The organism is Salipiger sp. PrR003 (genome assembly GCF_010500785.1).
Classification (GTDB): Bacteria; Pseudomonadota; Alphaproteobacteria; order Rhodobacterales; family Rhodobacteraceae; genus Salipiger; species Salipiger pacificus_A.
The window spans coordinates 241075-263984 of the sequence record NZ_JAAGOV010000043.1 but is presented as its reverse complement, the minus strand read 5'-3'; the positions used below and the strand labels follow the sequence as shown (position 1 = coordinate 263984).

The following is a 22910-nucleotide window of genomic DNA, read 5'->3' as shown; positions in this document are numbered from 1 at the left end:
GTATCTCGACAGATTGGGCCGACAGGGACGATGCCAGACGCCGCCGGACAGGCTTCAAGACAGGATTCCGCGCAGGGCAGGGGCGGCGGGGCCGACAGCCGGAACGTGCTGAGCCGCAAGGCCGAGGCCGCACGCCGTGCCTTCGAGGCACGCGCCATGTCCCCGGCCAAGGCGCTGCGCCGGGCGCTGTCACGCACCGCCGATGTGCTGTGGGATCTCGCGCTTGTCGCCCATGCGGTCGATCAGGAGCATCTCGACCAGGACGGCGTCGTCGCGCAGCTGCCGCCCGAGGCGCTGCTGCTCTTGCTTGACGGACCGGACGGGGTGGTGGGGTTCGTCACGCTCGACCGCGATCTCGTCACCGGTCTGACCGAGGTGCAGACCATGCTCCAGGTCACCCAGATGCCCGCCGAGCCGCGCGCCTTCACCGCGACCGACGCCGCGATGACTGCGCCGCTGCTTGACGGCACGCTCGAGCGCTTTGCCCGTTTCCTCGAGGATCACCCCCTGCGCCCGCAGATCGAGGGATTTCGCTTCGGCGCCATGCTCGAGGATGCGCGCGCCGCCGGGATGCTGCTCGATGCGCCGGGCTACATGGTGTTCCGCGCCACGCTCGATCTGGCGCTCGGCCGGCGGCGGGGCGAGCTGCGGCTGTTCCTGCCCGAGCGCCCGGGCGCGCGGCGGGCGGGGCCGCCGGGCCAGCCCGGCGCGCATGAGCAAAAGATGGGGCTCCTGCCAGCGCAGATGCGGGCGGTGCTGGGCGCGCTGCGCCTGCCGCTGAACAAGGCGCAGGCGCTGCGGCCGGGCGACTTGCTGCCGCTCAGCCCCGATATGCTCGACGCGGTGACGCTGCACGCCGGCCCCGGCGCGCCAGTGGCGGGCGGGCGGCTCGGGCAGATCAATGGCATGCGCGCGGTGCGTCTCTCGTGGCCCCGCGTCGCGCCGCAGGACGAGGCCCCTGACCTGCCCGAGATGACAGAGCTGCCCGACATGGCGCCGGCTCCGCCCGACGCCGCGCCCGGGGAATTCGGCCTCGACGAGATCGCCTCGGGCCTGCCCGATCTGCCCGACCTGCCTGACGTGCCGGAGCCCGGCGGTGGCGAGTTCGACTTCGCCTCGACTTTTGGGGAAGACGCCGCCACCGACGAGGCGGGCGCCGCGACGGAGTTCGATTTTGATTTTTCCGCCGCGCCGATCAAGGACGACGACTGAGGCCGCGCGGCGCGGTCCTCAGGGCGCGCTCTTGCCATTTCCCCTCCGATGCAATGATACACTGCGGCATAGTCATGCTGCCCGATCAGCCGCCGGAGTCGCCCCATGTCCACCAAATCCGACCGCAAGACCCGTGTCACCACCAGCCACTGGGGGGCCTTCGAGGTCACCACCGAAGGCGGGCGCATCACCGCCACTGCGCCGTTTGCCGACGACCCCGAACCCTCGGCCATCCCCGATATCCTGCCGCAGGCGGTGCACCATCGCAGCCGAGTCGCGCGCCCCTCGATCCGACGCGGTTGGCTCGAGCGCCGCGACCGCGCGGGCCGCGGCAGCGACGAGTTCGTCGAGCTGCCCTGGGACGAGGCGCTGGACATCGCCGCCGCCGAGATCGACCGCATCCGCAAGGCGCACGGCAACGAGGCGATCTTCGGCGGCTCCTACGGCTGGTCCTCGGCGGGGCGCTTCCACCACGCGCAGAGCCAGGTGCACCGCTTCCTCAACAGCATCGGCGGCTACGTCGCCTCCTTCGGCAGCTATTCCACCGGCTGCGCGCAGGCGATCATGCCGCATGTCTTCGGCGTGACCTTCCTGCGCTATCTCTACAACGAGCAGGACAGCTGGCAGACCATCGCCGAGAACACCGAGACGCTTGTGATGTTCGGCGGCATCAACAAGAAGAACGCGCAGGTCAGCATGGGCGGCATCACCCGCCACGACACGGCCAGCTGGTTCGACCGCTTCCACGCCAAGGGCATGCGCTGCCTCAACATCGGCCCGCAGCGCCGCGATGCACCCGAGGGCTGCGAGTGGCTGCCCGTCCGCCCCGGCTCGGACACCGCGCTGATGCTGGCGCTGGCCTTCGTGCTTGAGCAGGAGGGGCTGACGGACCACGCCTTCCTGTCGCGCTACACCGTCGGATTCGAGCGGTTCCGCCCCTACTTGATGGGCGAGGCCGACGGCATGCCCAAGACCCCGGAATGGGCCAGCCCCATCTGCGGCACCGATCCCGACACCATCCGCGCATTGGCGCGCCGCATGGCCAGCACCCGTACGCTGATCACCGTCGCCTGGTCGCTGCAGCGCGCCGAGCATGGCGAGCAGCCCTACTGGATGTCGGCGGTGCTGGCGGCGATGCTCGGGCAGATCGGCCTGCCGGGGGGCGGTGTCGGCTACGGCTACGGGGCCATCGGCGGCATCGGCAAGTCGATGAAATCGCTGCGCGGGGTGACGCTCGACCAGTTGCAGAACCCGGTTGGCACCTTCATCCCCGTCGCGCGCATCGCCGACATGCTGGCGAACCCCGGCGTGCCCTATGACTTCAACGGACAGCGCGAGCCCTATCCCGATATCCGTCTGGTTTACTGGGCGGGCGGCAACCCCTTCCACCACCACCAGGATCTGAACCGCCTGTCGGAGGCCTGGAAATCTCCCGAGACGGTGATCGTCAACGAGCCGTGGTGGACCGCCACTGCCAAGCGCGCCGACATCGTCTTCCCGGCGACCACCAGCTACGAGCGCGAGGACATCGGCCGCACCGACCTCGACGAGTACCTGTTCAACATGCCCGCGCTGATCGATCCGGTGGGCGAGGCGCGCGACGACTACGACATCTTCGCCGGGCTCGCCGAGCGCATGGGCGAGGGGGCGCGCTTCACCGAGGGGCGCAGCAGCGAGGATTGGCTGCGGCATCTCTACGGCAGCTACCGCGAGAGCGGCGCTGCTGCGGGGATCGAGGTGCCTTCCTACGACGATCTGCGCGCCCGGAACTGGGTCAAGCTGCCCATCGTGCAGGAACCGCCGCTGCCGTCGTTCCTGGCCCGGTTCCGCGCCGATCCCGAGGAAAACGCGCTGAACACCCCGTCGGGCCGGATCGAGATCTTCTCCGAAACCGTCGAGGGCTTCGGCTATGCCGATTGCCCTGGCCACCCTGCCTGGCTCGAGCCGACCGAATGGCTCGGCAAGGCCACGCCGCAGACGCCGCTGCACCTCGTCTCGCCGCAGCCCGGCGACAAGTTGCACAGCCAGCTCGAGAGCGCGCTCGCCGATCAGCCCGATGCCCGCCCCGAGCGGCTGCTCATCCACCCCGAGGACGCCCGCCCGCGCGGCATCGCAACGGGCGATCTGGTATTGGTGCGCAACGCCCGCGGCGCGGCGCGGGCGCGGGCCGTGGTGACCGAGGACATCCGCCTCGGCGTTGTCGCGCTGCCCACCGGCGCGTGGTATGGCGACGCCTCCGAGAACATCGACCCGCATGGCAACCCCAACGTGCTGACCCGCGACAAGGGCACCTCGTCGCTGGGGCAGGGGTGCTCGGCGCATACCGCGCTGGTCGAGGTCGGTCCTCTGAGTTGATCCAGATCGCGATTTGAGAAAGCGCGGCTTCGGGTTACCTTTCCGGCACCGTCCCCTGAACGGGGATGCAGACAGGGAGGACCCGATGCGCGCGACGATCCTGATCACCCTCTTCGCGGCGGGCCTTGCCGCGCCGCTCATGGCGCAGCAGGCCGCCGACGCCGTGGCGCCGGAGGCCGCGACCGAGACCTCGGGCTTCGAAGGCCTGTCAGACGCGGCCCGGGCTGCGCTCGACTCCAAGGCCCAGGGGCAGCCGACCGAGGCGCAGGACTGGATGGTCGCCGCCGCGAACCCGCTGGCGGTCGAGGCGGGAGCCCGGGTGCTGCGCGATGGCGGCAGCGCCGCCGACGCCATGGTCGCGGTGCAGGCGGTGCTGGGCCTCGTGGAGCCGCAGAGCTCCGGCCTCGGGGGCGGCGCCTTTCTCGTCTGGTACGACGCCAAATCCCGAAGCCTCACCACGCTCGACGGGCGCGAGACCGCACCGTTGGCCGCGAAGCCGACCTACTTCCAGGATGAGAACGGCGCGCCGCTCGAGTTCTTCGACGCCGTGGTCGGCGGGCGCTCGGTCGGCACCCCCGGCACGCCGCGGCTGATGGAAGAGGCGCACCGGCGCTGGGGCACGGCAAATTGGTCCGGGCTTTTCGACGAGGCGATCGCGCTGGCCGAAGACGGCTTCTCGGTCTCGCCGCGACTTGCCGGGTTGATCGCCGAGGATGGCGACCGGCTGCGGCGCTTCCCCGACACCGAGAGCTACTTCTATCCCGGCGGCACCGCGCTGCAGGCGGGTGACATGCTGCGCAACCAGCCCTATGCCGACACGCTCAAGGCCATCGCCGCCGAGGGCAGCCGCGCCTTCTACTCGGGCGAGATCGCCGAGGACATCGTTCGCACAGTCCGCGAGGCCGAGGGCAACCCTGGCCTGCTGAGCAGCGCCGATCTCGCCCTCTACGACGTGATCGAGCGGGCGCCGGTCTGCGTCGAGTATCGCGCGCATGACGTTTGCGGCATGGGGCCGCCCTCGTCGGGGGCGCTGACCGTCGGGCAGATCCTCGGCGCGCTCGCGCCCTACGATCTGGCTGCGCTCGGCCCGGAGAGCGCCGAAGCCTGGCGGCTGATCGGCGATGCCTCGCGGCTCGCCTTCGCCGACCGGGGCCGCTACATGGCCGACAGCGATTTTGTCCCCGTGCCAACCGAAGGGCTGGTCGATCCCGCCTACCTCGAAACCCGCGCAGAGTTGCTGGGCGGGCAGACGGCCCTGACAGACGTCGCGCCCGGCGATCCCGAATGGGACCACGCGCAGCTCTTGGCCGATGATCGCTCCATCGAGTTCCCCTCGACATCGCATATCTCCATCGTCGACGCAGAGGGCAATGCCCTGTCGATGACCACCACTATCGAGAACGGCTTCGGCTCGCGGCTCTTCGTGCGGGGCTTCCTGCTCAACAACGAACTCACCGATTTCAGCTTCGAGACCCATGACAACGGCGTACCCATCGCCAACCGGCTCGAGCCCGGAAAGCGGCCGCGGTCTTCCATGGCGCCGACCATCGTGATGAAGGATGGCGCGCCGGTCATGGTCGTCGGCTCGCCGGGCGGCAGCCGGATCATCGGCTACGTCGCGCAGGCGGTGATCGCCCATCTCGACTGGGGCATGGATGTGCAGCAGGCGGTGGCGGCACCCCATCTGCTCAACCGCTTCGGCACCATGGACATCGAGGCGGGCACCGGCGCCGAGGCGCTGGCCGGCCCGCTGGGTGACATGGGCTTCGACACCAGCCTTCGCGACCTGAACTCGGGGCTGCATGCCATCGCGGTGGGCGCGGCGCTCACCGGCGGCGCCGATCCTCGCCGCGAGGGGATCGCTCTTGGCGAGTAACCCCGCGCAGGGGTTGATCCGGCGCAAGGACGCGCAGCGTTCCCCATGGCAATGAAACTTGCGTGACCCGGGGAACTTCGCGCAGACTTCCCGGGTTGACCGTGAAAGGCACAGGCAGACGGAGGACGTCATCATGGCTCAGACTGCAACCAAATCGAACGACACCCCCAAGGTGGCGGAGACGCTGCAAGGGGACGGCGAGGCGCTGAGCGATCAGATCAAGACCCTGCGCGCCGACGTGGCCTCGCTGGCCGAACTCGTGGGGGATATCGGCAAACGCCGCGGCGCGGAATACCGGGCCGCCGGCGAAGCCAAGGCGCAGGAAGTGCGCGACCGCGGCGAAGAGGCGCTGCGCGAGGCCGGCCAGCGCGTCGCCGAGCTCGAAAACAATGCGCGCGGCCAGATCCAGGCGAATCCGTTCCAGGCCATCGGCCTTGCGGCGGCGGTCGGGTTCCTGATCGGTTATGTCGGCAGCCGGAGGTAAGATCGTTTGTTCGCCCTGTTCGAGGCAAGACTGAGAGCCGCCCTGACAAGGGTCGGTCGTACCATCGCCGGGGCGGTCTGCATGGCCGTCGCGGCGATTTTCTTTACCATCGCCGGCTGGATCGTGCTGGCCGAAGCTCAGGGTGAGCTGGTCGCCGCGCTCGTGGTTGGCGGCGTCTACCTCGTGCTGGCGCTCTTGCTCCTCTTCCTGCCCGTCCGCCCGCGGGTGCCCGTCGCCGCGGCCCCGACCGCGGCGCCGGTGACCTCTCTGGTCGAAGCCTTCCTGGCGGGCCGCGCGGCAGGGCAGGCAATGCGCAAGGAGTGATCCGCCTGAGCGCGGACCTCTTTGGCGCCGCCTTTTATTTCATGAAATGTGTCAAAAAATCATTGATTTTGAAGCGCTCGCGCCACAGTCTGGTGCGGGATTATTCTTTTGTAGGCAGCCGGACATTGCCCCGGGGTGGCAAGTGTGGCAGAAGTTTTTGTAAGGATATCTGAACGGAAGAGTTTAGCGGATGACCGATTTCGTCACCCTCCGCCGTATGATGGTTGATACACAGGTTCGTCCCTCGGACGTCACCAAGTTCCCTATCATCGACGCCATGCTCCGTGTCCCGCGCGAAGCATTCGTGCCCGACGAGGCCGTGGACGCGGCCTATGCCGGCCGCAACATCGACCTCGGTGACGGGCGCGTGGTGCTCGACCCGCGGACCTTTGCCAAGATGCTCGACGCGCTGAACGTGGATGGCGACGACCTCGTGCTCGATATTGGCTCGGGGCTCGGCTACAGCGCCGCGGTCATCGCCCGCATCGCCGAGGCCGTGGTTGCGGTCGAGGATGACGCGGAGCGCGCCGAGGAGGCGCAACCGCTGCTGATGGACCATGCGGACAACGTGATCCAGCATGTCGGCCCGCTCGCCGAGGGTGCGCCGCAACATGGGCCCTACGATGCCATCGTGATCGAGGGCGGAATTGAACAGCTTCCCGAGACCATTGCCGGGCAGCTCAAGGACGGCGGGCGGATTGCCTGTATTTTCATGGACGGGGCGCTGGGAACGGTGAAGGTCGGCTGGAAGATCGACGGCACCATCACCTGGCGATTTTCTTTCAACGCCACTGCGCCCGTGCTTGCCGGGTTCAACAAAGAGGTGGCCTTTGCGCTCTGACCCGAAACGGGCAGGCGGGTACAAAATCGGATCGAGAGGGCAGGAAAATGGCGCGTAAATCTCTGACGACATGGATGACGGGCGTGTGCCTTGCGGCCGGGCTCGCGATGCCCGCCGCGGCAGAGACGCTGGCGGATGCCTTGGCCGGGGCCTACAACACCAGTGGGCTGCTCGAGCAGAACCGGGCGGTGCTGCGTGCCGCCGACGAAGACGTGGCCCAGGCGGTCGGCGCGCTTCGTCCGGTGATCTCCTGGACCGGTGACGTGACCCGCAACTACGGCGAGACCCGCAGTGCGGTGACCGGCAATTATACCGGCGCGGCCACCGACACCACGTCGATCGGGCTCATTGCCTCGCTGGTTCTCTACGATGGCGGCAGCAACCGTCTCGCTGTGGACGCCGCCAAGGAAACCGTTCTGGCCACCCGCTCAGGCCTCGTCTCGGTCGAACAGGACGTGCTGCTGCGCGCCGTCAACGCCTTCATGGAAGTCCGCCGGGCCATCGAAACCCTGACCTTGCGGCAGAACAACGTTCGCGTGATCGGCGAGGAACTCCGCGCCGCCGACGACCGCTTCGAGGTCGGCGAAGTCACCCGCACCGACGTCGCTTCGGCCCAGGCGCGGCTCGCCGCGGCCCGCTCGCTGCTTGCCGCGGCCGAGGGCGCACTGGCCCAGGCCCGCGAGGAATACCGCGCGTCGGTGGGCCGCCTGCCGGGCAACCTCGTCTCGCCGAGCAGCCTGCCACGCATTCCGGCAACGGCCGATCAGGCCCGGGCGATCGCCCTGCGCGACCACCCGGATATCATCCAGGTGCAGCACCAGGTGGCCGCAGCCGAAGTCGGCGTCGCCATCGCGCAATCCAACATGAGCCCCACCGTGTCGCTGCAAGGCACCTACGGCTTTGACGAGAGCTTCGACAGCGAGGCCGGCACGCGCGGGGGCACCGTCGGTCTGAACGTGTCGGGCCCGATCTATCAGGGCGGCCAGCTCAGCTCGATCAAGCGTCAGGCCTATGCCAGCCGTGATCAGCGCCGTGCAGCCCTGCTGCAGCTGACCAAGTTGATCCCGCAGTCGGTTACCAATGCCTATGCCAACCTGCGTGTGGCGCAGGCGGCCCGCGCGGCCTCAGACGAGCAGGTCCGCGCCGCCACCGTCGCCTTCCGCGGCACCCGCGAGGAAGCGACGCTCGGTGCCCGCACCACGCTCGACGTGCTCGACGCCGAGCAGGAATTGCTCGACGCGCGCAACACCCAGATCTCCGCCGTGGTCGACGAGACGATCGCCGCCTATACCGTGCTTTACACCATGGGCCAGCTGACGGCGGAAGACCTGGCACTGAACGTGCCGCGCTACGACCCTGCCGAGTACTACAACCTGGTCAAGTCCGCTCCGGTCCAGTCGCGCCAGGGCGCGGATCTGAACCGTATCCTGAAGGCGATGGGGAAGCAGTAAGCTTCTCCTCGTCCTTGTTGTCTGGCGCCCCCCAAGACGCTACACTTGGGGGGACAGGCAAGAGTGGTACATAAATGTCCGATCCCGTGACCAATGTGGAAATCGAGGACGTGCTTTCCTCTATCCGGAGGTTGGTTTCCGAAGATTCCCGTCCCGAGTCCACGTCAGAGGCGCCCCAGGCGCAGCGTTCCGCTCCGGCGGGGCGGCTGGTCTTGACCCCCGCGCTGCGCGTGCAAGAGGCCCCCGCGTCCGAGGTGACGGACAGCGACACCTCCGAGACCGGCGAAGACGCGCCCGCGCGCCATGCTCCGCCGCTCGCAGCGCGTCTTGTTCCGGCCGAGGAAGAGGTCGCCGAGGTCGCCCGCCGTGCGCCCCTGCGCGCCATCGCACCCGAGGCGACGCCAGGTCCGGTGCCCGAGGCAGCGGTCAGCGACGAGGTCGAAGAGGCACCCTTCATCGAGGTGGACGAAGAGTCCGAAAGCGAGTTCGCCGAGGCGTCCATCGCCGATTTCTTCGCGCTCAAGCAGCGCGACAGCACCCCTCCTCAGGCTACGCCGATTGCCGATGCGACCGCGAAGGAGGGCAGTCTCGCGCAGAAGATCGCCGAGCTCGAGGAGATGATTGCGCGCAGCACGCATGAGTTCGAGCCTGAACGTGGTGAAGCGGCCCCAGAGGCGATCTTCCGGCACCAGCCGGGCGATGAGCCCGCGCCGAGCCAGCCCGTGACGGCCGAGGACGAGGACCAGGAACTCGCAAGCCGCCCGATGCCCGAACCCGAGCTGGTGGATGAGCCCTATGTGCTCGAGACCCCGGCTCAGCCCGATATCACGCCCGACGAGGACGCGCTCGAAGATGAGCCCGAAGAGACCGTCGCGGACCTGCAATCCGCGACCTCGGCGCGCTCCGCGGCAGAGGACGGTGCTGCCGAAGAGCCGCAGGCCGAGCCCGAACCCGCGCCACGCCGCCCGGTGAAGATCCTGCGCAACCCGGTCTGGCAGCGCAGTCAGAGCAACCTGCGCAGCGACACCTCCGCACCCGAGCAGCCGCCGGCGCCCGTCGCCGAGTCGCCGAGCGGTGTCGACGAGGACCGCCTGCGCGCGCTGATCGCCGAGGTGGTCCGAGAAGAACTGCAGGGGGCCTTGGGAGACGGCGCGACGCGCACTATCCGCACGCTGGTGCGCCGCGAGCTCCAGCGCCTGCTTGCGAGCGACGATCTCGACTGACCGCGCGACGCGGATCACAAACACCGAACGAAAGCGAAGCCCGGCGCCCAAGGCGTCCGGGCTTCTTGCTGCCTGGCCAGCAGGGGAGGGAACCGGCGGAAACTGGCCGACGGTGCCTCTGGAAACGCCGAAGGCGCGCCCGTTTCGGGGCGCGCCTTCGACTGGCTGGGGGCCGGGCCCCCTATACCGGGATCAAGCGGCTTCGGCTTGTTCCGCGGCTGCGGCTGCGTGACGACGCTCGCTCTCCTCGCGCGACAGCGCGACCGAGGTGCGGACACCTTTCGACACGAATTCCATCAGACCGGAGACAACCCGCTCGTTCGGGTCGATACCGGCGCAGCTCAGAACTTCACGGCCGTCGCGCGAGCGTGCCCAGCGGGCGATCTGCTCGGGACCATTGCCGTATTTCTTGTCATCGGCGATTGCATCGTCGAGCGCAGCCAGAACCACAGCGGCGAAAAGTTTCCGCGCGCGGTTGCCTTGTTCGGCATGGTAGGCTGTGCTGTCCACGAAATCCTTCATCTTTCGACCTTTTTGATTATTGCTCTTGTCTTTTCTGGCGTACGCGGCGTTATGGACCATTCCGTTCGATTCGGATACAGCACAAACGCATAGCGTCGTTGCATCTGGTGCATATCTCGGCTTGTACGGAACGCGAGATATCGTTGTCTTGCACGGGGCGAACCGGCCATATATAGGAGGCCGGAAAACCCCTTCAACCTTACTGTAAAGTTTTCTGACCATGCCCAAGATCAACGGTAACGAGATCCGCCCCGGGAACGTGCTCGAGCATGAAGGTGGCCTGTGGGCCGCGGTGAAGGTCGACCACGTGAAGCCCGGCAAGGGCGGCGCCTTTGCCCAGGTCGAGATGAAGAACCTGCGCAACGGCTCCAAGCTGAACGAGCGTTTCCGCTCGGCGGACAAGGTCGAGCGCGTGCGCCTCGAACAGAAGGACATGCAGTTCCTCTATGAGGACGCCGGTCAGCTGATCTTCATGGACACAGAGACCTATGAGCAGGTGCAGCTCGACGCCGACATCCTCGGCGAGCGTCGCCCCTTCCTGCAGGATGGCATGACCATCGTCGTCGAATTCCACGAGGAAGAAGCGCTGAACGCGACCCTGCCGCAGAAGGTGACCTGCAAGATCGTCGAGACCGAGCCGGTGGTCAAAGGTCAGACCGCGGCAAACAGCTTCAAGCCCGCCGTGCTCGACAATGGTGTGCGTGTCCTGGTTCCGCCCTTCGTCGGGCAGGACGAGGACATCATCGTGAACACCGAGACCATGGAGTATTCGGAACGCGCATAACCCGCGCGCCGACCAGTTTGTCCCCGTGCGATCCGGGGGCGACATAGCATGACCAAAGGGCCTCCGGCGCATAGCCCAGGAGGCCCTTTTTCATGTTCACGTCTTGCGATTCAAAAGACATTCCCGCGCTGGCCGTCATGCTGCGCGGCTTGCACGAGCTGCACGTCGCCCATGTGCCGCACCGGTTCCACGACCGCGCCAGCGAGGCCGAGCTGCAGAGCTTCTTGGCCGAGGCCATGGCGCAGGGCGCCCAGCTGCGCGCCTACCGCGTGGGTCACGTGCCGCGCGGCTACCTGATGTGGCGCTGGCGGCTGTCCGGGGCCACCACGCTCGGTCATGCGCAGCGCCGGGCCGAACTCGAACACATCTGGGTCGAGCCTTCCTGGCGCCGGCGCGGCGTGGCGCGGCGGCTCATTGCAGGCTTCGAGGCCGAGATCGCCGGGCAGGGGGCAGAGGGCTGGACCACCACGGTGCACGCCTTCAACGCCCCCCCGCGCGCGCTGATGCTCGGGGCGGGCGCCAAGGGGGCGGTGGAGGTGCTCGAAAAGCGCTTTCAGGCAGCGATCTAGCTTGGTCGCGGAGTGATCCGTCTGCGCATCATGCCTGCCTGTCGGCCCGCGCCTCTGCGGACCGGCTCAAGAGATGCGGCGCAGCGTCGCCTCTCCGGCGCGCATCTCACCCTCGGCCCGGTCAAAGCGCAGGTAGGCAAGGCCACGCCCGCCCGATTGGGTGTAAAGCGTGCCCGCGGGTTTGCCATCGCTCTCGACCGGCGTGCCCACCGGCGCTGCGCCGGTCACCTCGACGGGCACCAGTCCCTTGCGCAGCTCGGTCTTGTGCTTCATTCGCGCGGTGACCTCCTGGCCGACGTAACAGCCCTTTTTGAAGTCGACACCGTTCAGGCGCTCGAATCCGGTCTCGAGGATAAAGCTGTCGGGGGTCAGTTCGACGCCGCTCTCGGGCACGCAGGCGGCGACGCGCAGCGCGCTCCAGTCGGCGTCCTGGCCGGGTTGGCCGTCGTAGCCGCGCCAGCCCAGCGAAGGATCGCGCGGGTCCGCATAGGCGCCCTCGGGCGCCGGTCCGGTGCCGCGGCTCACGGCGATGTCGGTCGGTTCGAGCTCGACCTTGGCGCGCAGCTTGTACAGCGTGAGCGCGCGGGTCAGGTCGGCGGCGAGCGGCTCGGCCACGTCGATGAGGATCGCCCCGTCGGGGCGTGGCACGAGGAAGAAGTCCGCCCGGTACTTGCCCTGCGGCGTCAGCAGCGCGGCATAGACCAGCCCGTCCTTCAGCTTGCCCAGGTCGTTGGTGACAAGGTTCTGCAGGAAGTCGTTGGCCTCGGGGCCGCTGACGCGCAGGACGCTGCGCGGGGCGTCCGTCGGGATGCCTGTGGTGGCGGTCATGGTTGCTCCGTCGGTTGTCCATTGCGCCGACTATAGGCGCGGCGGGGGACAGGTTACAGGGGGAGCGCCTCAGACGGTCTGTTCATCCTCGAACTGCATGGCGTGCAGACGTGCATAGGCGCCGCCAAGCGCCAAGAGCTCATCATGGGTGCCCTGTTCGACCACGTGGCCGGCATCCATCACCACGATCTTGTCGGCATGGCGGATGGTCGACAGCCGGTGCGCGATGACCAGCGTTGTGCGCCCGGCCGAGAGCTGGTCGAGCGCCGCCTGCACCACCTGCTCCGAGGCCGCGTCGAGCGCCGAGGTGGCCTCGTCCAGCAACAGGATCGGCGTATCGCGCAGCAGGGCGCGGGCGATGGCCACGCGCTGGCGCTGCCCGCCCGAGAGGTTGCTGCCGCGGGCGCCGGCGAGGCTGTCGAGCCCGTCGGGCAGGCGCGGCACGAAGTCCGCGACATGCGCCGCCTCGAGCACCTTGTCGAGCTCGGCCTCGGGCACGTCTTCGCGGCCGAGCAGGATGTTTTCGCGCAGGCTGTCCTCGAAGAGCAGCGCGTCCTGGCTGACCACCGAGAACAGGCCGCGCAGCTCGGCGAGCTTCATGGCATCCGTGCGCACGCCGCCGATTGTGACCTCGCCCGCATCGGGATCGACCAGCCGGGTCAGCACGTTGAACACCGTCGACTTGCCCGCGCCCGAGGCGCCGACAAGCGCCGTGGTCTTGCCCGCCTCGGCGGTGAAGCTGGTGCCGCGCAGCACGGCCGAGCCGGAGTAGTTCAGCTCGACGCCGCTCAAAACGATCTCGGGCACGCCCTTGGGGGCAGGGACCGGGTGCGGCGGATCGCGCAGCTCGGGCTCGAGCTCCAAAAGCTCCTTGATCCGCTCGATCGAGGCGGCGGCGATCTGCCAGGTGCCGCTCACCGCGCCGAGCCGGCGCAGCGGCTCGAAGGCGAGGCCGATGGCAGTGAAGAAAGCCATGAAATCGCCGACGCTCTTCTGCCCCGAGATGATCTCGCCGCCGCCGAAGATCAGCACGCCGCAGATGCCGATGCCGGACATCACGTCGATCAGTCCGGGGATGGCCGATTGGCCGAGGCTCGAGGCGACGGTGGTGCGGACCCGCTCCTTGGTCAGCGACTTGTAGCGCTTGGCCTGGTATTTCTCGAGCCGGTTGAGCTTGATCGGCACGATGCCGTGGAAGATCTCGTTCAGCCGGGTAGACAGGCCGGCCGAGATGTCCCGCGCGTGGCGCGCATATCTGCGCACGTAGCGCTGCAGCATGACCGAGGGCGCGACCATGAGCGGCACGCCGACCAACGCGATCAGCGTCCAGCGCCAGTCCATCGTGATCGCCACGCCGAAGAGCGAGACCAGCGCGATCATATCGCGGCCGGTGCCGGTGATCAGGATGCTCCAGACCTTGCTGACCGAGGCGACGTCGCCCTCGATACGCTGCATCAGATAGCCGGGGCCGTATTTTTGATGAAAGCTGCCGTCCAGCCGCATGAGGTGCGTCAGCAGGTCGTTGCGGATGTCGGCGACGGTCAGCTGCGAAACCCGCGTCAGCACCACTTTTTGGATGATGCTGGCCAGCGCGCGGATCATGAAGATCGAGAAGATCGCAATGCCGACCCAGGTCAGCGCGGCACGGCTGCCGCCAACCAGAACCTGATCGAACATCGGCTTCATCATGTAGCTGAGGAACCCGAACATCGAGCCTTCGAGCATCATGAAGACAAAGGCGATGACGATCTGCCAGCGGTAGCGCCAGAGATAGCGGCGCCCGAGCCAGAAGAGCAGGTTGCCGCTTTTCTTGTCCGCGCTGCTCATGCCATCTCTTCCGGCGGGCGCTTGTTGTCGAAGCCCGCCTGCAGCTGGCGCGAGTCGTACTCCGTGCGCACCCATTCCTCGAAGGCGATCGGCCGGCGGCGGTTGCGCGCGGCATAGGTGTCGAGGATGTAGCCCTGGATCCCGGTCTTGGTGAACTCGAGGTGGGCGTATTTCAGCCCCATCTGCTTGCGCGCCTCTTCGACCGGCACGCCCTCGAACACCATCAGGTAGACGGCAGAGGCGAAGCCGGCGCGGTCGGCGCCCGATTTGCAGTGAAACATCATCGGCTTCTCGGCCTCGCGCATCGTATCGATGAGATGCGTGATCCGCTCGGCCTTGGGCGCCATGCGCGCCCAGAGCTTGGCATGCAGCAGCGTCAGGCCAAGCTGCTCGCAGCTCTCCTTCTCGAAGAGATAATGCGAGTATTTCTCTTCGCCGCGAAGCGTGATGACGGTCTTGATGCCCATCTGCGCGTATTTCTCGAAGCGCGCATGGGTCGGTTGGTTCGACCGCCAGACGCCGGGAGCGATCTGCCAGAAATTGTGCCAGAAGAGGCGCAGGAAGGCATGGTCAAAGACATTGTAATGCAGCTTCGAGAGCATCCGGGCGCGGGGCGTCGAGATGTCCTTGCCGAAGGATCGGCGAAAGCGCCGCTCCGCGGTCTCGATCTTGTCCCAGAACTTGGTCAGCATGCATTATTTCCTGTGCCTGTCGCGCGGCGGTTTACGGTCTCCGGCCCCTGCTGGCAAGCGCCGTGCCCTGCGCGGGGCTTGCCGCGGCCCTGCATCCGGGGCGTGTCCGTGGCGTGTCCGCGGCGCGGCCGAGGGAGATTGACCTCGGCGCAACCGCGGTTAGGTTGGCCCTCGCCCCGGAATTTCAAGGGGTGCTTTCGGAGTTTTCGCATGTCTCTCGCCCATGGTCGCCCCTACTTGGCCATTCCCGGTCCTTCCGTCATGCCCGACGCGGTGCTGCGCGCCATGCACCGCGCCTCGCCCAATATCTACGAAGGGGCGATCGTCGAGATGGTGGCCGGGATGATCCCCGACCTGCGCTACGTCGCGCAGAGCGCGGCGGCCAAGGTGGCGATCTACATCGCCAACGGCCACGGTGCCTGGGAGGCGGCGCTGGCGAATGTGGTGGGCGAGGGCGACAAGGTGCTGGTGCCGGCGACCGGCCGCTTTGCCCATGGCTGGGCCGAGATGGCACAGGGTCTCGGCGTAGAGGTCGAGCTGATCGACTTCGGCACCAAGTCCACCTACGATCCGGAACTGGTGGCCGAGGCGCTGCGGAGCGACAAGGACCGCAAGATCAAGGCCGTGCTGGCCAGCCACGTCGACACGGCGACCTCGATCCGCAACGATCTCGCGAGCCTGCGCGCCGCCATGGACAGCACCGGCCACCCGGCGCTGCTGATGGCCGACTGCGTCGCCTCGCTGGGCGTCGAGGAATTCCGCATGGACGACTGGGGCGTCGACATCATGGTCACCGGCTCGCAGAAGGGGCTGATGGTGCCGCCGGGTCTGGGCTTCGTCTTCTTCAACGACAAGGCCGAGGCGCGCCGCGCCGAGATGCCCCGCGTGTCGCGCTACTGGGATTGGGTTCCGCGCGGCAATCCCGACTTCTTCTACCAGTACTTCGGCGGCACCGCCCCGACGCATCACCTCTATGGTCTGCGCGTGGCGCTCGACATGATCCGCGAAGAGGGCATCGAGCAGGTCTGGCATCGCCATGCCGTGCTGGCCCGCGCCATCTGGGCGGCGGCAGAGGCCTGGGGGCAGGGCGGCCCGCTGACGCTCAACGTCGCCGACCGCGGCCTGCGCAGCCACGCGGTGACCGCGCTGCGGCTCGGCAAGCCCTATGGCGCGCAGCTGCGCAAGTGGTGCGAGACCGAGGCGGGCGTGACGCTGGGCATCGGCCTCGGCATGGCCGAGCCCGAGGACCCCATGGGTACGGGCTTCTTCCGCATGGGCCATATGGGCCACGTCAACGCGCATATGATCCTTGGCCTGCTGGGCGTGATCGAGGCGGGCTTCGTGTCAATCGGGATTCCCTACGGGCAGGGCGCGCTCGGCGCCGCCGCCGCAGAGATCGCCAAGGGCTGACAGGCTCGGCGCGGGCTCGGCTCGTGTCCGGCGCGAAGACTTAGCACGGGCGCGGGGCTCACCGCTGCGGCGGGGTCTCGCGTCGGCCGTTCCGGCGATGCTCGATGATCGTGATCACGTGGTTGATCGCCACTCCGGCGATCACCACCGGGCCAAGCCCGTAGCTGATCCAGAGCAGCAGGAAGACAAGGAACATCACCACGAAGACCAGCACGAGGTTCGCGCTGGAGAAATCGGGCCGCGGCGGTTCGGAGGGATAGGCCATAATGCGATCCTCGGACAGACAGACTAAGACGGCAGACTGAAAAGACGGCGGGCTGAGAGGGGACGTGCAATAGCACAAGGGTAGCGCACCCCGGGCCCGGGTCACGCTTCAGGCTGATCAAAACTGCTTTCGAAAACCTTTCCCGCCGATCTGTCGATACAGGTCGGCGGAAATTTGTGCATCTGACCGAAGAGCTGGCTCAGGCGGCGTTCTCGCGGGCTTCCGCCAACGCCGCGGGCAATGCCTCTTCCAGCGCGTCAAGATCGGACTCGGTGCCCGCGCCGATGCGGATGCAGCGGTTCTGCGGCGCAACGAAGGGCATGCGCACGAAGACCCCCCGCGCGCCGAGCCCCTCCAGCACCGCCTTGGCGAACGCGCCGTCGCCGCCGCAGTCCACCGCGACGAAATTGGTGGCCGAGGGCAGGGCGCGCAGCCCGTTCGCCTGCGCGATGGCGGCGATGCGCGCCCGCGCGGCGGCGACCTTCTCGATGGTCTGTTCCAGCCAGTCCCGGTCCTGCAGCCCCGCGAGGGCCCCGGCCTGCGCCGCGCGGTTCATGCCGAAATGGTTGCGGATCTTGTCGAAGGCGCGAATGAGCGGCGCCGCCGCCAGCGCGTAGCCGACCCGCGCGCCCGCCATGCCGTAGGCCTTGGAGAAGGTGCGGAAGCGGATCACCCGCGGATCTTCGATGTCGATTTCGGGCGCGGTGCCCTCGGGGGCGAACTCCACATAGGCCTCGTCGAGCACCAGCAGCGTGCCCTCGGGCACGGTGCCGAGCTGCGCCGCGATCTCCGCACCCGGCTTCCACGAGCCCATCGGGTTGTCGGGGTTGGCGAAGTAGACGAGCTTGGCATCCACCTCGGCGGCCTTGGCCAGCAGGGCGGGCAGGTCCTCGGCGTCATCCTTGTAGGGCACCTTGTGCAGCACCCCGCCGAAGCCGGCCACGTGGTAGTTGAAGGTCGGATAGGCGCCGTCCGAGGTCACCACCGCATCGCCCTGCGCCACCAGCAGCCGCACGAGGTAGCCGAGAAGCCCGTCGATGCCCTCGCCGACCATGACGTTCTCGGGCGCGACACCATGCTCGGCGGCGATGGCATGACGCAGCTCATAGCTGGTCGAGTCGCCGTATTTCCAGATCTCCGCGGCCTCGCGCTGCATCGCCTCGATCGCGCGGGGCGAGGGGCCGAAAACGTTCTCGTTGGCACCGATGCGGGCGCGGAACGGGGCGCCGCGCTCGCGCTCCTGGGTTTCCGGGCCGACGAAGGGCACGGTCTCGGGAAGCGAGGCGACGAGCGGGGTGTAGCGAGGTCCAGTCATGGCGGAGATATGCCGCAGCGCAATAGCTCTGGCAATAGGCCGGACACTGCCGCCACCCGCCGCGGTCCCGCGCCCCGCGCCACACGGGCGCCCCGGTCACAGCACCGTAGGGCCGGGCGGCGAGGGATTGACCCCGCCGGGGGTTGCGGTCAGGTTCGCGCGCGACAAGCTGACCCTGAAAGAGTGCCCATGGCCCGTACCCCGCCGCCCTTTGCCCCCTTCGAATGGATGATCGCCTGGCGCTACCTGCGTGCCCGGCGCGCCGAGGGCGGTGTCAGCGTGATGACCTGGATCAGCCTCATCGGCATCACGCTCGCGGTCTTCGCGCTGATTGCCACGCTCTCGGTGCGCTCGGGCTTCCGGGCCGAGTTCGTCGACACGATCCTCGGCTCCAACGCCCATGTGACGGTCTACTCTTCGGCCCGCGTCGACGACGAGGGCCGCACCCTGCGCACCTTCGAGGACTATGCGGACCGAGCGAAAGCCGTGGCCGAGGTGCCCGGCGTCGAACGGGCCGCGCCGCTGGTCAAGGGGCAGGTCATGGCCAATGCCAACGGCCGCAATGCCGGGGTCGAGGTCTTCGGCATCTCGGGCGAGGACCTGCAGGGCATCCGCCGTGTCGTCGATCCCGAGACCGGGCGCGGCGATCTCTCGCGCTTCGGGAGCGGCATCGCGCTCGGCTCGGGCGTGGCGCGCGAGCTGGGGGTGGATGTGGGCGATCAGGTGAAACTCATCTCTCCCGACGGGGTGAAGACCGCCTTCGGCATTTCCCCCCGGGTCAAGGCCTACGAGGTGGTCTGGGTGTTCACCGCCGGGCGCTACGACATCGACCGGACCCGCGCCTACATGCCCTTCGAGGAGGCGCAGCTCTACTTCAACCGCGAAGGCGCGGCGGATGAGCTCGAGGTGATGGTGGACGACCCCGAAGCCGTCGACGGCATGGCCACGGCGATCCAGCAGGCCGCCGGGCAGGGCGCGCTGGTCTGGACATGGCAGGACGCCTCGGGCGGCTTCCTGCGCGCGCTCGAGGTCGAAGACAACGTGATGTTCGTGATCCTCTCGGTGCTGGTGCTCATCGCGACGATGAACATCGTTTCCGGCCTCATCATGCTGGTCAAGAACAAGGGCCGCGACATCGGCATCCTGCGCACCATGGGGCTCACCGAGGGCTCGGTGCTCCGGGTCTTCTTCATCTGCGGCGCCTTCACCGGGGTGATCGGCACGATCCTCGGGGTGATCCTCGGCTGCCTTTTCGCCATCTACATTGACCCGATCTTCTCCTTCGTGAACTACGTCGCGGGCGGCGGCGTCTGGGATCCGGCGGTGCGCGGCATCTATTCGCTTCCCGCCAAGCTGCAATGGGCCGACGTCTTCGCCGCCATGGCGCTCTCGCTCGGCCTCAGCTTCATCGTGACCATCTTCCCCGCGCGCCGTGCCGCGCGCATGAACCCCGTGGAGGCGCTGCGCTATGAGTGATCCCGTCCTGCGCCTGTCGGGCATCGAGAAGTTCTACAAACGCGGCAAGCCCAACGAGGTGCAGGTGCTGCGCGGCGCCGAGCTGCAGGTCGGCCGCGGCGAGGTGGTGGCGCTGGTCGCCCCCTCGGGCGCGGGCAAGTCGACGCTGCTGCACATCGCCGGTCTGCTCGACACCGCCGACGCGGGCGAGGTGGCGATCGCGGGCGAGGTACTGGGCGGCAAGTCCGACCGCCGCCGCACCATCGTGCGCCGGCAGGAAGTTGGCTTTGTCTACCAGTTCCACCACCTCCTCCCCGAGTTCACCGCGCTCGAGAACATCACCCTGCCGCAGCTCGCCAACGGCGTGCCGCCAAAAGAGGCCGCGGCCCGGGCGCGCCAGCTTCTGGCGTCGGTCGAGCTCGAAGGCCGCGCCGCGCATCGTCCGGCGGCCATGTCCGGCGGCGAGCAGCAGCGCGTCGCCTTCTGCCGCGCCATGGCCAATGCGCCGAAGCTGCTGCTGGCGGACGAGCCGACGGGCAACCTCGATCCTGCGACCTCGGACCGGGTCTTCGGCGCGCTGATGACGCTGGTGCGTGAGACAGGTCTCTCGGCGCTCATCGCCACGCACAATCTCGAGCTGGCGGGCCGCATGGACCGGCAGGTCGAGCTGCGCGAGGGGCGGCTGGTCGCGCTCTGAGCGCGGCCGCCGGGCGCTTCTCAGGAAGACCCCGGCAGGGCCGCGACCGCGCCAGATTTTTGTCACACTCCGGCGCCAGGGTCCGGGCGAAACGCCTCGTGACCCTGGACCTCCCCGGACGCCCCCATGCCCCTCGAATTCCTCATCGCGCTCACGGCGCTCCTGCCATTCGCCGTCGCCGCGTTTCCCTTCGACAAGGGCGGCGACGACGAGGACGCCTCTGACGACGTTGTTGAGGATGAGACCGAAATCGGCGGCGAGGACATGATTCTCCCCATCGAGGAGGACGACGCGGATCCCGCGACCGAAGAGGGAACGGGCGACGGCACCCCTGAGGACATCACGGGCGAGGCGGAGACCGAAGCGCCCGGCGACACCGCCGAGGAGGACACCTCCGGCATAGACACCCACACGACCATCGGCAGCGACGGCGACGACACGCTCTCGGGCAGCGAGACCGGCGACACGCTTTTTGGCGGCGCTGGAGGCGATGTGATCTACGGGTTTGCGGGCTCCGACAGCATCGACGCGGGCAGCGGCGCGGATTACGCCGAGGGCGGCAGCGGCGGCGACACGATCGCCGGTGGCGCAGGTGCCGACACGGTGATGGGCGGCTCGGGCGATGACCTGCTCTGGGGCTCGGACGCGGAGGGCGACGACGGCGAGGCCGACCTGCTCATCGGCGGCAGCGGCGACGACACGCTGACGCTCGGCGCCGGCGACCTCGGTCTTGGTGGGGCAGGGGCAGACCGCTTCGTGCTCGCCGACGGCGCGGTCATCGAGGATTTCGACGAGGCCGAAGACATGGTCGTCTTCACCTACGAGGGCGACATCGCCCCCGAGATCGTCTCGCAGGTCGCCGGCCCGTCTGGACTGGTGGTCACGCTGGACAATGGTGCCTCGGTCACGTTGGTCGGCCGCAGCGCGCCCATCACCTCGCACAGCGTCGCCTTCCTCGGCGCGGCGGCCTGAGGCGCGGCCTGACGCAGGGCCTCAGCGCTGCGCGAGGAAGACGCCCGCCGCCATCATCGCCAGCCCCAGCCCGCGCCGCGCGCTGATCGGTGTGGCGATCACGCCGAAAAGCCCGAAGTGGTCGATCGCCGCGGCGCTGATGAGCTGCCCCAGCAGCACGAAGAACACCGCTCGCCCGACCCCGAAGGTCGGGGCGACATAGGTGACGCTGAGCACGTAGAAGGCGACGAAGAGCCCGGCAAGGAACAGGGACTTCGGGGCATCCGCCGCCCGCGCGAGCGGGCGGACATCGAGCGAGACAAGCACGATCAGGCTGGCACATAACGCAACGCAGAAGAGGATCACCGCCGCGGCCGCTGGCGAGCCCATCCAGACACCGAGCCGCGAATTGAGCGCGGCGAGCACCGGGATGCCGATCCCGGCGGCGAGCATGATCAGGGCTTGAGTGGGCATTCGCGGTCTCCGTCTTCGCTGTCGGCGCGACATTGGCGCGACCCGCGGCGAATGTCACCGTCGAAACCGGGCACCGGAATGTCCTCGGGTCTGATCCGGGCTTGATCCGCCCGCGGTGCCGGGCGACACAGGGGAAAGGGGTCGGGGACAACCGCGCTGCAAGGCCGGGCCTGGCCCCGGACGACATGTTGAGGGAGCACGCGCAATGAACACGGTGATGAAGGGCGGGATCTGGGCGATCTCCGCGGCGGGGCTGCTGGGCCTTGGGGCCTGCATGGAGGCCTCCATGCCCGAAGCGGCGGACGGCCAGGCGCTGTTCATGGACTATTGCGCGTCCTGCCATGGCACCACGGCGGTCGGCAACGGGCCGCTTGCGGCGGATCTCGGGATCACCCCCGCCGATCTCACCCATATTGCCGCGCGCCGGGGCGGCGAGTTCCCCCGCGCCGAGGTGCTCTCGATGATCGATGGCTACGCGCGCTCCGATATGGAGGGCCCGGGCATGCCGGAATTCGGCGAATTGCTGAAGGGCGAGGAAGTGCCGCTGGACACCGGCGACGGCATCCTGACGCCGACGCCGCGCAAGATGGTGGCGTTGATGGAATATCTCGAATCGATCCAGGTCACCAACTGAGGCCGCGCCCCTTGCAAGGCGTCTGGCGCGGCGCCTAGGCCGCGCCCACCGCCTTGCGCGCCATGTCCCAGTAGAGCGCGGCGACCTCCTGCTCGGAGAGCCGCCCGCCTTCGCGGTACCAGGTGTTCACCCCGGTCAGCATGCCGATCAGCGCAAAGGCGGCGATCCGCGTGTCGGGCACCGAAAGCTGACCCGCCGCCTGTCCGTCGCGCAGGATTTGCTCGAGCACTTCTTCGTAGCGTCTGCGCAGCGCCTCGATCTGCGCGAAGTTCTCCGGCTCGAGGTTGCGCAGCTCCATGTAGGAGATGAAGATCGATTCCGCGCGCCGCAGGGTGAAGCGGATGTGAAAACGCACGAAGGCCTCGAGCCGGGCCAGCGGATCGGCGGTATGCGGCTCTGCTTCCCAGGCCTCGAGCAGCTCGTCCATATGGCCCTTGAGCAGCGAGAAGAGCAGGGCCTGCTTGTCCGGGATGTAATTGTAGAGCGCCCCCGCCTGCACGCCGACCTCCGACGCGATCCGGCGCATCGAGACGGCGGCATAGCCGTGCTTGGCAAAGAGCCGCAGCGCCGCCTCGCGGATCCGCGGCCCGGTGATGTCGGAATGCGATCCTGCGGTACGGGCCATGTCCCCTGTTTATCTGAACGTGCGTTCAGATCAAGCGCGGCGCGCGCCGCCCTTGCCCTGCCGCGGCGCTTGCGGCAAGACGGGCACAGTCAACCG

At 68.2% G+C, this 22910-nt stretch carries 23 protein-coding genes; 15 read left to right on the top strand and 8 right to left on the bottom strand.

Going from position 1 to position 22910, the window contains the following annotated elements; genetic code table 11:
• Nucleotides 1-30 precede the first annotated feature (30 nt).
• The 8 genes from G0D83_RS15985 (at nucleotide 31) to G0D83_RS15950 (ending at nucleotide 9766) form a co-directional block, all read left to right on the top strand.
• Complete coding sequence (locus G0D83_RS15985; RefSeq protein ID WP_235958103.1) at nucleotides 31-1212, top strand: flagellar motor switch protein FliM; 1182 nt, start codon at nucleotides 31-33, stop codon at nucleotides 1210-1212.
• Nucleotides 1213-1317: 105 nt separating this feature from the next.
• Nucleotides 1318-3567, top strand: coding sequence for a molybdopterin-dependent oxidoreductase (locus G0D83_RS15980; protein WP_164195726.1), 2250 nt, complete (start codon nucleotides 1318-1320; stop codon nucleotides 3565-3567).
• An 85-nt stretch (nucleotides 3568-3652) separates the two neighbouring features.
• Nucleotides 3653-5443, top strand: coding sequence for a gamma-glutamyltransferase (ggt, locus tag G0D83_RS15975; RefSeq protein WP_164195724.1), 1791 nt, complete (start codon nucleotides 3653-3655; stop codon nucleotides 5441-5443).
• Nucleotides 5444-5576: 133 nt separating this feature from the next.
• A complete protein-coding gene (locus tag G0D83_RS15970) occupies nucleotides 5577-5927 on the top strand; it encodes a YqjD family protein (RefSeq protein WP_108966403.1) in 351 nt (116 codons plus the stop codon).
• A gap of 6 nt (nucleotides 5928-5933) precedes the next feature.
• Nucleotides 5934-6251 (top strand): hypothetical protein, encoded by a 318-nt coding sequence (locus tag G0D83_RS15965; RefSeq protein WP_164195721.1) that lies wholly within the window; start codon nucleotides 5934-5936, stop codon nucleotides 6249-6251.
• 190 nt (nucleotides 6252-6441) lie between these two features.
• Entirely contained in the window at nucleotides 6442-7092 is a 651-nt protein-coding gene (locus G0D83_RS15960) for a protein-L-isoaspartate O-methyltransferase (protein WP_164195719.1), read from the top strand.
• A gap of 47 nt (nucleotides 7093-7139) precedes the next feature.
• On the top strand, nucleotides 7140-8543 hold the full coding sequence (locus G0D83_RS15955) for a TolC family outer membrane protein (RefSeq protein WP_108966396.1): 1404 nt from the start codon (nucleotides 7140-7142) through the stop codon (nucleotides 8541-8543).
• Nucleotides 8544-8617: 74 nt separating this feature from the next.
• Nucleotides 8618-9766, top strand: coding sequence for a hypothetical protein (locus G0D83_RS15950; protein ID WP_164195717.1), 1149 nt, complete (start codon nucleotides 8618-8620; stop codon nucleotides 9764-9766).
• 192 nt (nucleotides 9767-9958) lie between these two features.
• Here the strand turns inward: G0D83_RS15950 and G0D83_RS15945 are convergent, their stop codons facing one another.
• Nucleotides 9959-10288: a DUF6280 family protein gene (locus tag G0D83_RS15945; RefSeq protein ID WP_066101377.1), complete on the bottom strand. Its 330-nt coding sequence runs from the start codon at nucleotides 10286-10288 to the stop codon at nucleotides 9959-9961.
• A 220-nt stretch (nucleotides 10289-10508) separates the two neighbouring features.
• On the opposite strand from G0D83_RS15945, the gene efp reads away from it, so the two are divergent.
• Together efp and G0D83_RS15935 are read left to right on the top strand one after the other, a co-directional pair.
• Nucleotides 10509-11072: an elongation factor P gene (gene efp, locus G0D83_RS15940; RefSeq protein ID WP_095884089.1), complete on the top strand. Its 564-nt coding sequence runs from the start codon at nucleotides 10509-10511 to the stop codon at nucleotides 11070-11072.
• Nucleotides 11073-11164: 92 nt separating this feature from the next.
• Complete coding sequence (locus tag G0D83_RS15935; protein WP_164195714.1) at nucleotides 11165-11641, top strand: GNAT family N-acetyltransferase; 477 nt, start codon at nucleotides 11165-11167, stop codon at nucleotides 11639-11641.
• A gap of 66 nt (nucleotides 11642-11707) precedes the next feature.
• Here G0D83_RS15935 and G0D83_RS15930 read toward each other — a convergent pair whose 3' ends face one another.
• From G0D83_RS15930 to G0D83_RS15920, 3 genes are all read right to left on the bottom strand, one after another.
• A complete protein-coding gene (locus G0D83_RS15930) occupies nucleotides 11708-12469 on the bottom strand; it encodes a folate-binding protein YgfZ (protein ID WP_164195712.1) in 762 nt (253 codons plus the stop codon).
• A 69-nt stretch (nucleotides 12470-12538) separates the two neighbouring features.
• Nucleotides 12539-14296, bottom strand: coding sequence for an ABC transporter ATP-binding protein (locus G0D83_RS15925; protein WP_164195710.1), 1758 nt, complete (start codon nucleotides 14294-14296; stop codon nucleotides 12539-12541).
• Complete coding sequence (locus G0D83_RS15920; RefSeq protein ID WP_164195708.1) at nucleotides 14293-14988, bottom strand: tyrosine-protein phosphatase; 696 nt, start codon at nucleotides 14986-14988, stop codon at nucleotides 14293-14295. Before G0D83_RS15920 ends, G0D83_RS15925 begins: the two co-directional genes overlap by 4 nt.
• A 210-nt stretch (nucleotides 14989-15198) precedes the next feature.
• Between G0D83_RS15920 and G0D83_RS15915 the strand changes: the two genes are divergently transcribed.
• The gene (locus G0D83_RS15915; RefSeq protein WP_164195706.1) at nucleotides 15199-16398 is read left to right on the top strand and encodes an alanine--glyoxylate aminotransferase family protein; all 1200 of its coding nucleotides are present in this window, start codon (nucleotides 15199-15201) and stop codon (nucleotides 16396-16398) included.
• Nucleotides 16399-16456: 58 nt separating this feature from the next.
• Here G0D83_RS15915 and G0D83_RS15910 read toward each other — a convergent pair whose 3' ends face one another.
• Both G0D83_RS15910 and G0D83_RS15905 read right to left on the bottom strand, forming a co-directional pair.
• Nucleotides 16457-16663, bottom strand: a complete 207-nt coding sequence (locus G0D83_RS15910) for a histidinol phosphate aminotransferase (protein WP_108966383.1) — start codon at nucleotides 16661-16663, stop codon at nucleotides 16457-16459.
• A gap of 199 nt (nucleotides 16664-16862) precedes the next feature.
• Entirely contained in the window at nucleotides 16863-17978 is a 1116-nt protein-coding gene (locus tag G0D83_RS15905) for a pyridoxal phosphate-dependent aminotransferase (protein WP_164195704.1), read from the bottom strand.
• A gap of 189 nt (nucleotides 17979-18167) precedes the next feature.
• On the opposite strand from G0D83_RS15905, the gene G0D83_RS15900 reads away from it, so the two are divergent.
• The 3 genes from G0D83_RS15900 (at nucleotide 18168) to G0D83_RS15890 (ending at nucleotide 21102) form a co-directional block, all read left to right on the top strand.
• Nucleotides 18168-19454 carry a lipoprotein-releasing ABC transporter permease subunit gene (locus tag G0D83_RS15900; RefSeq protein ID WP_164195702.1) on the top strand — a complete coding sequence of 429 codons (1287 nt, stop codon included), beginning with the start codon at nucleotides 18168-18170 and terminating at the stop codon, nucleotides 19452-19454.
• A complete protein-coding gene (locus tag G0D83_RS15895) occupies nucleotides 19447-20130 on the top strand; it encodes an ABC transporter ATP-binding protein (RefSeq protein WP_164195699.1) in 684 nt (227 codons plus the stop codon). Before G0D83_RS15900 ends, G0D83_RS15895 begins: the two co-directional genes overlap by 8 nt.
• A gap of 126 nt (nucleotides 20131-20256) precedes the next feature.
• On the top strand, nucleotides 20257-21102 hold the full coding sequence (locus G0D83_RS15890) for a calcium-binding protein (protein WP_164195696.1): 846 nt from the start codon (nucleotides 20257-20259) through the stop codon (nucleotides 21100-21102).
• 21 nt (nucleotides 21103-21123) lie between these two features.
• Here G0D83_RS15890 and G0D83_RS15885 read toward each other — a convergent pair whose 3' ends face one another.
• Complete coding sequence (locus tag G0D83_RS15885) at nucleotides 21124-21555, bottom strand: DMT family transporter (protein WP_108966374.1); 432 nt, start codon at nucleotides 21553-21555, stop codon at nucleotides 21124-21126.
• A 205-nt stretch (nucleotides 21556-21760) separates the two neighbouring features.
• Between G0D83_RS15885 and G0D83_RS15880 the strand changes: the two genes are divergently transcribed.
• Complete coding sequence (locus G0D83_RS15880; RefSeq protein ID WP_164195694.1) at nucleotides 21761-22189, top strand: c-type cytochrome; 429 nt, start codon at nucleotides 21761-21763, stop codon at nucleotides 22187-22189.
• 34 nt (nucleotides 22190-22223) lie between these two features.
• On the opposite strand, the gene G0D83_RS15875 is transcribed toward G0D83_RS15880, so the two are convergent.
• The gene (locus tag G0D83_RS15875) at nucleotides 22224-22814 is read right to left on the bottom strand and encodes a TetR/AcrR family transcriptional regulator (RefSeq protein WP_164195692.1); all 591 of its coding nucleotides are present in this window, start codon (nucleotides 22812-22814) and stop codon (nucleotides 22224-22226) included.
• Nucleotides 22815-22910 lie beyond the last annotated feature (96 nt).

Coding starts and splice junctions, on each gene's coding strand:
- G0D83_RS15985 (WP_235958103.1), top strand. CDS start 31: ATGCCAGACGCCGCCGGACAGGCTTCAAGACAGGATTCCGCGCAGGGC.
- G0D83_RS15980 (WP_164195726.1), top strand. CDS start 1,318: ATGTCCACCAAATCCGACCGCAAGACCCGTGTCACCACCAGCCACTGG.
- ggt (WP_164195724.1), top strand. CDS start 3,653: ATGCGCGCGACGATCCTGATCACCCTCTTCGCGGCGGGCCTTGCCGCG.
- G0D83_RS15970 (WP_108966403.1), top strand. CDS start 5,577: ATGGCTCAGACTGCAACCAAATCGAACGACACCCCCAAGGTGGCGGAG.
- G0D83_RS15960 (WP_164195719.1), top strand. CDS start 6,442: ATGACCGATTTCGTCACCCTCCGCCGTATGATGGTTGATACACAGGTT.
- G0D83_RS15955 (WP_108966396.1), top strand. CDS start 7,140: ATGGCGCGTAAATCTCTGACGACATGGATGACGGGCGTGTGCCTTGCG.
- G0D83_RS15950 (WP_164195717.1), top strand. CDS start 8,618: ATGTCCGATCCCGTGACCAATGTGGAAATCGAGGACGTGCTTTCCTCT.
- G0D83_RS15945 (WP_066101377.1), bottom strand. CDS start 10,288: ATGAAGGATTTCGTGGACAGCACAGCCTACCATGCCGAACAAGGCAAC.
- efp (WP_095884089.1), top strand. CDS start 10,509: ATGCCCAAGATCAACGGTAACGAGATCCGCCCCGGGAACGTGCTCGAG.
- G0D83_RS15935 (WP_164195714.1), top strand. CDS start 11,165: ATGTTCACGTCTTGCGATTCAAAAGACATTCCCGCGCTGGCCGTCATG.
- G0D83_RS15930 (WP_164195712.1), bottom strand. CDS start 12,469: ATGACCGCCACCACAGGCATCCCGACGGACGCCCCGCGCAGCGTCCTG.
- G0D83_RS15925 (WP_164195710.1), bottom strand. CDS start 14,296: ATGAGCAGCGCGGACAAGAAAAGCGGCAACCTGCTCTTCTGGCTCGGG.
- G0D83_RS15920 (WP_164195708.1), bottom strand. CDS start 14,988: ATGCTGACCAAGTTCTGGGACAAGATCGAGACCGCGGAGCGGCGCTTT.
- G0D83_RS15915 (WP_164195706.1), top strand. CDS start 15,199: ATGTCTCTCGCCCATGGTCGCCCCTACTTGGCCATTCCCGGTCCTTCC.
- G0D83_RS15910 (WP_108966383.1), bottom strand. CDS start 16,663: ATGGCCTATCCCTCCGAACCGCCGCGGCCCGATTTCTCCAGCGCGAAC.
- G0D83_RS15905 (WP_164195704.1), bottom strand. CDS start 17,978: ATGACTGGACCTCGCTACACCCCGCTCGTCGCCTCGCTTCCCGAGACC.
- G0D83_RS15900 (WP_164195702.1), top strand. CDS start 18,168: ATGGCCCGTACCCCGCCGCCCTTTGCCCCCTTCGAATGGATGATCGCC.
- G0D83_RS15895 (WP_164195699.1), top strand. CDS start 19,447: ATGAGTGATCCCGTCCTGCGCCTGTCGGGCATCGAGAAGTTCTACAAA.
- G0D83_RS15890 (WP_164195696.1), top strand. CDS start 20,257: ATGCCCCTCGAATTCCTCATCGCGCTCACGGCGCTCCTGCCATTCGCC.
- G0D83_RS15885 (WP_108966374.1), bottom strand. CDS start 21,555: ATGCCCACTCAAGCCCTGATCATGCTCGCCGCCGGGATCGGCATCCCG.
- G0D83_RS15880 (WP_164195694.1), top strand. CDS start 21,761: ATGAACACGGTGATGAAGGGCGGGATCTGGGCGATCTCCGCGGCGGGG.
- G0D83_RS15875 (WP_164195692.1), bottom strand. CDS start 22,814: ATGGCCCGTACCGCAGGATCGCATTCCGACATCACCGGGCCGCGGATC.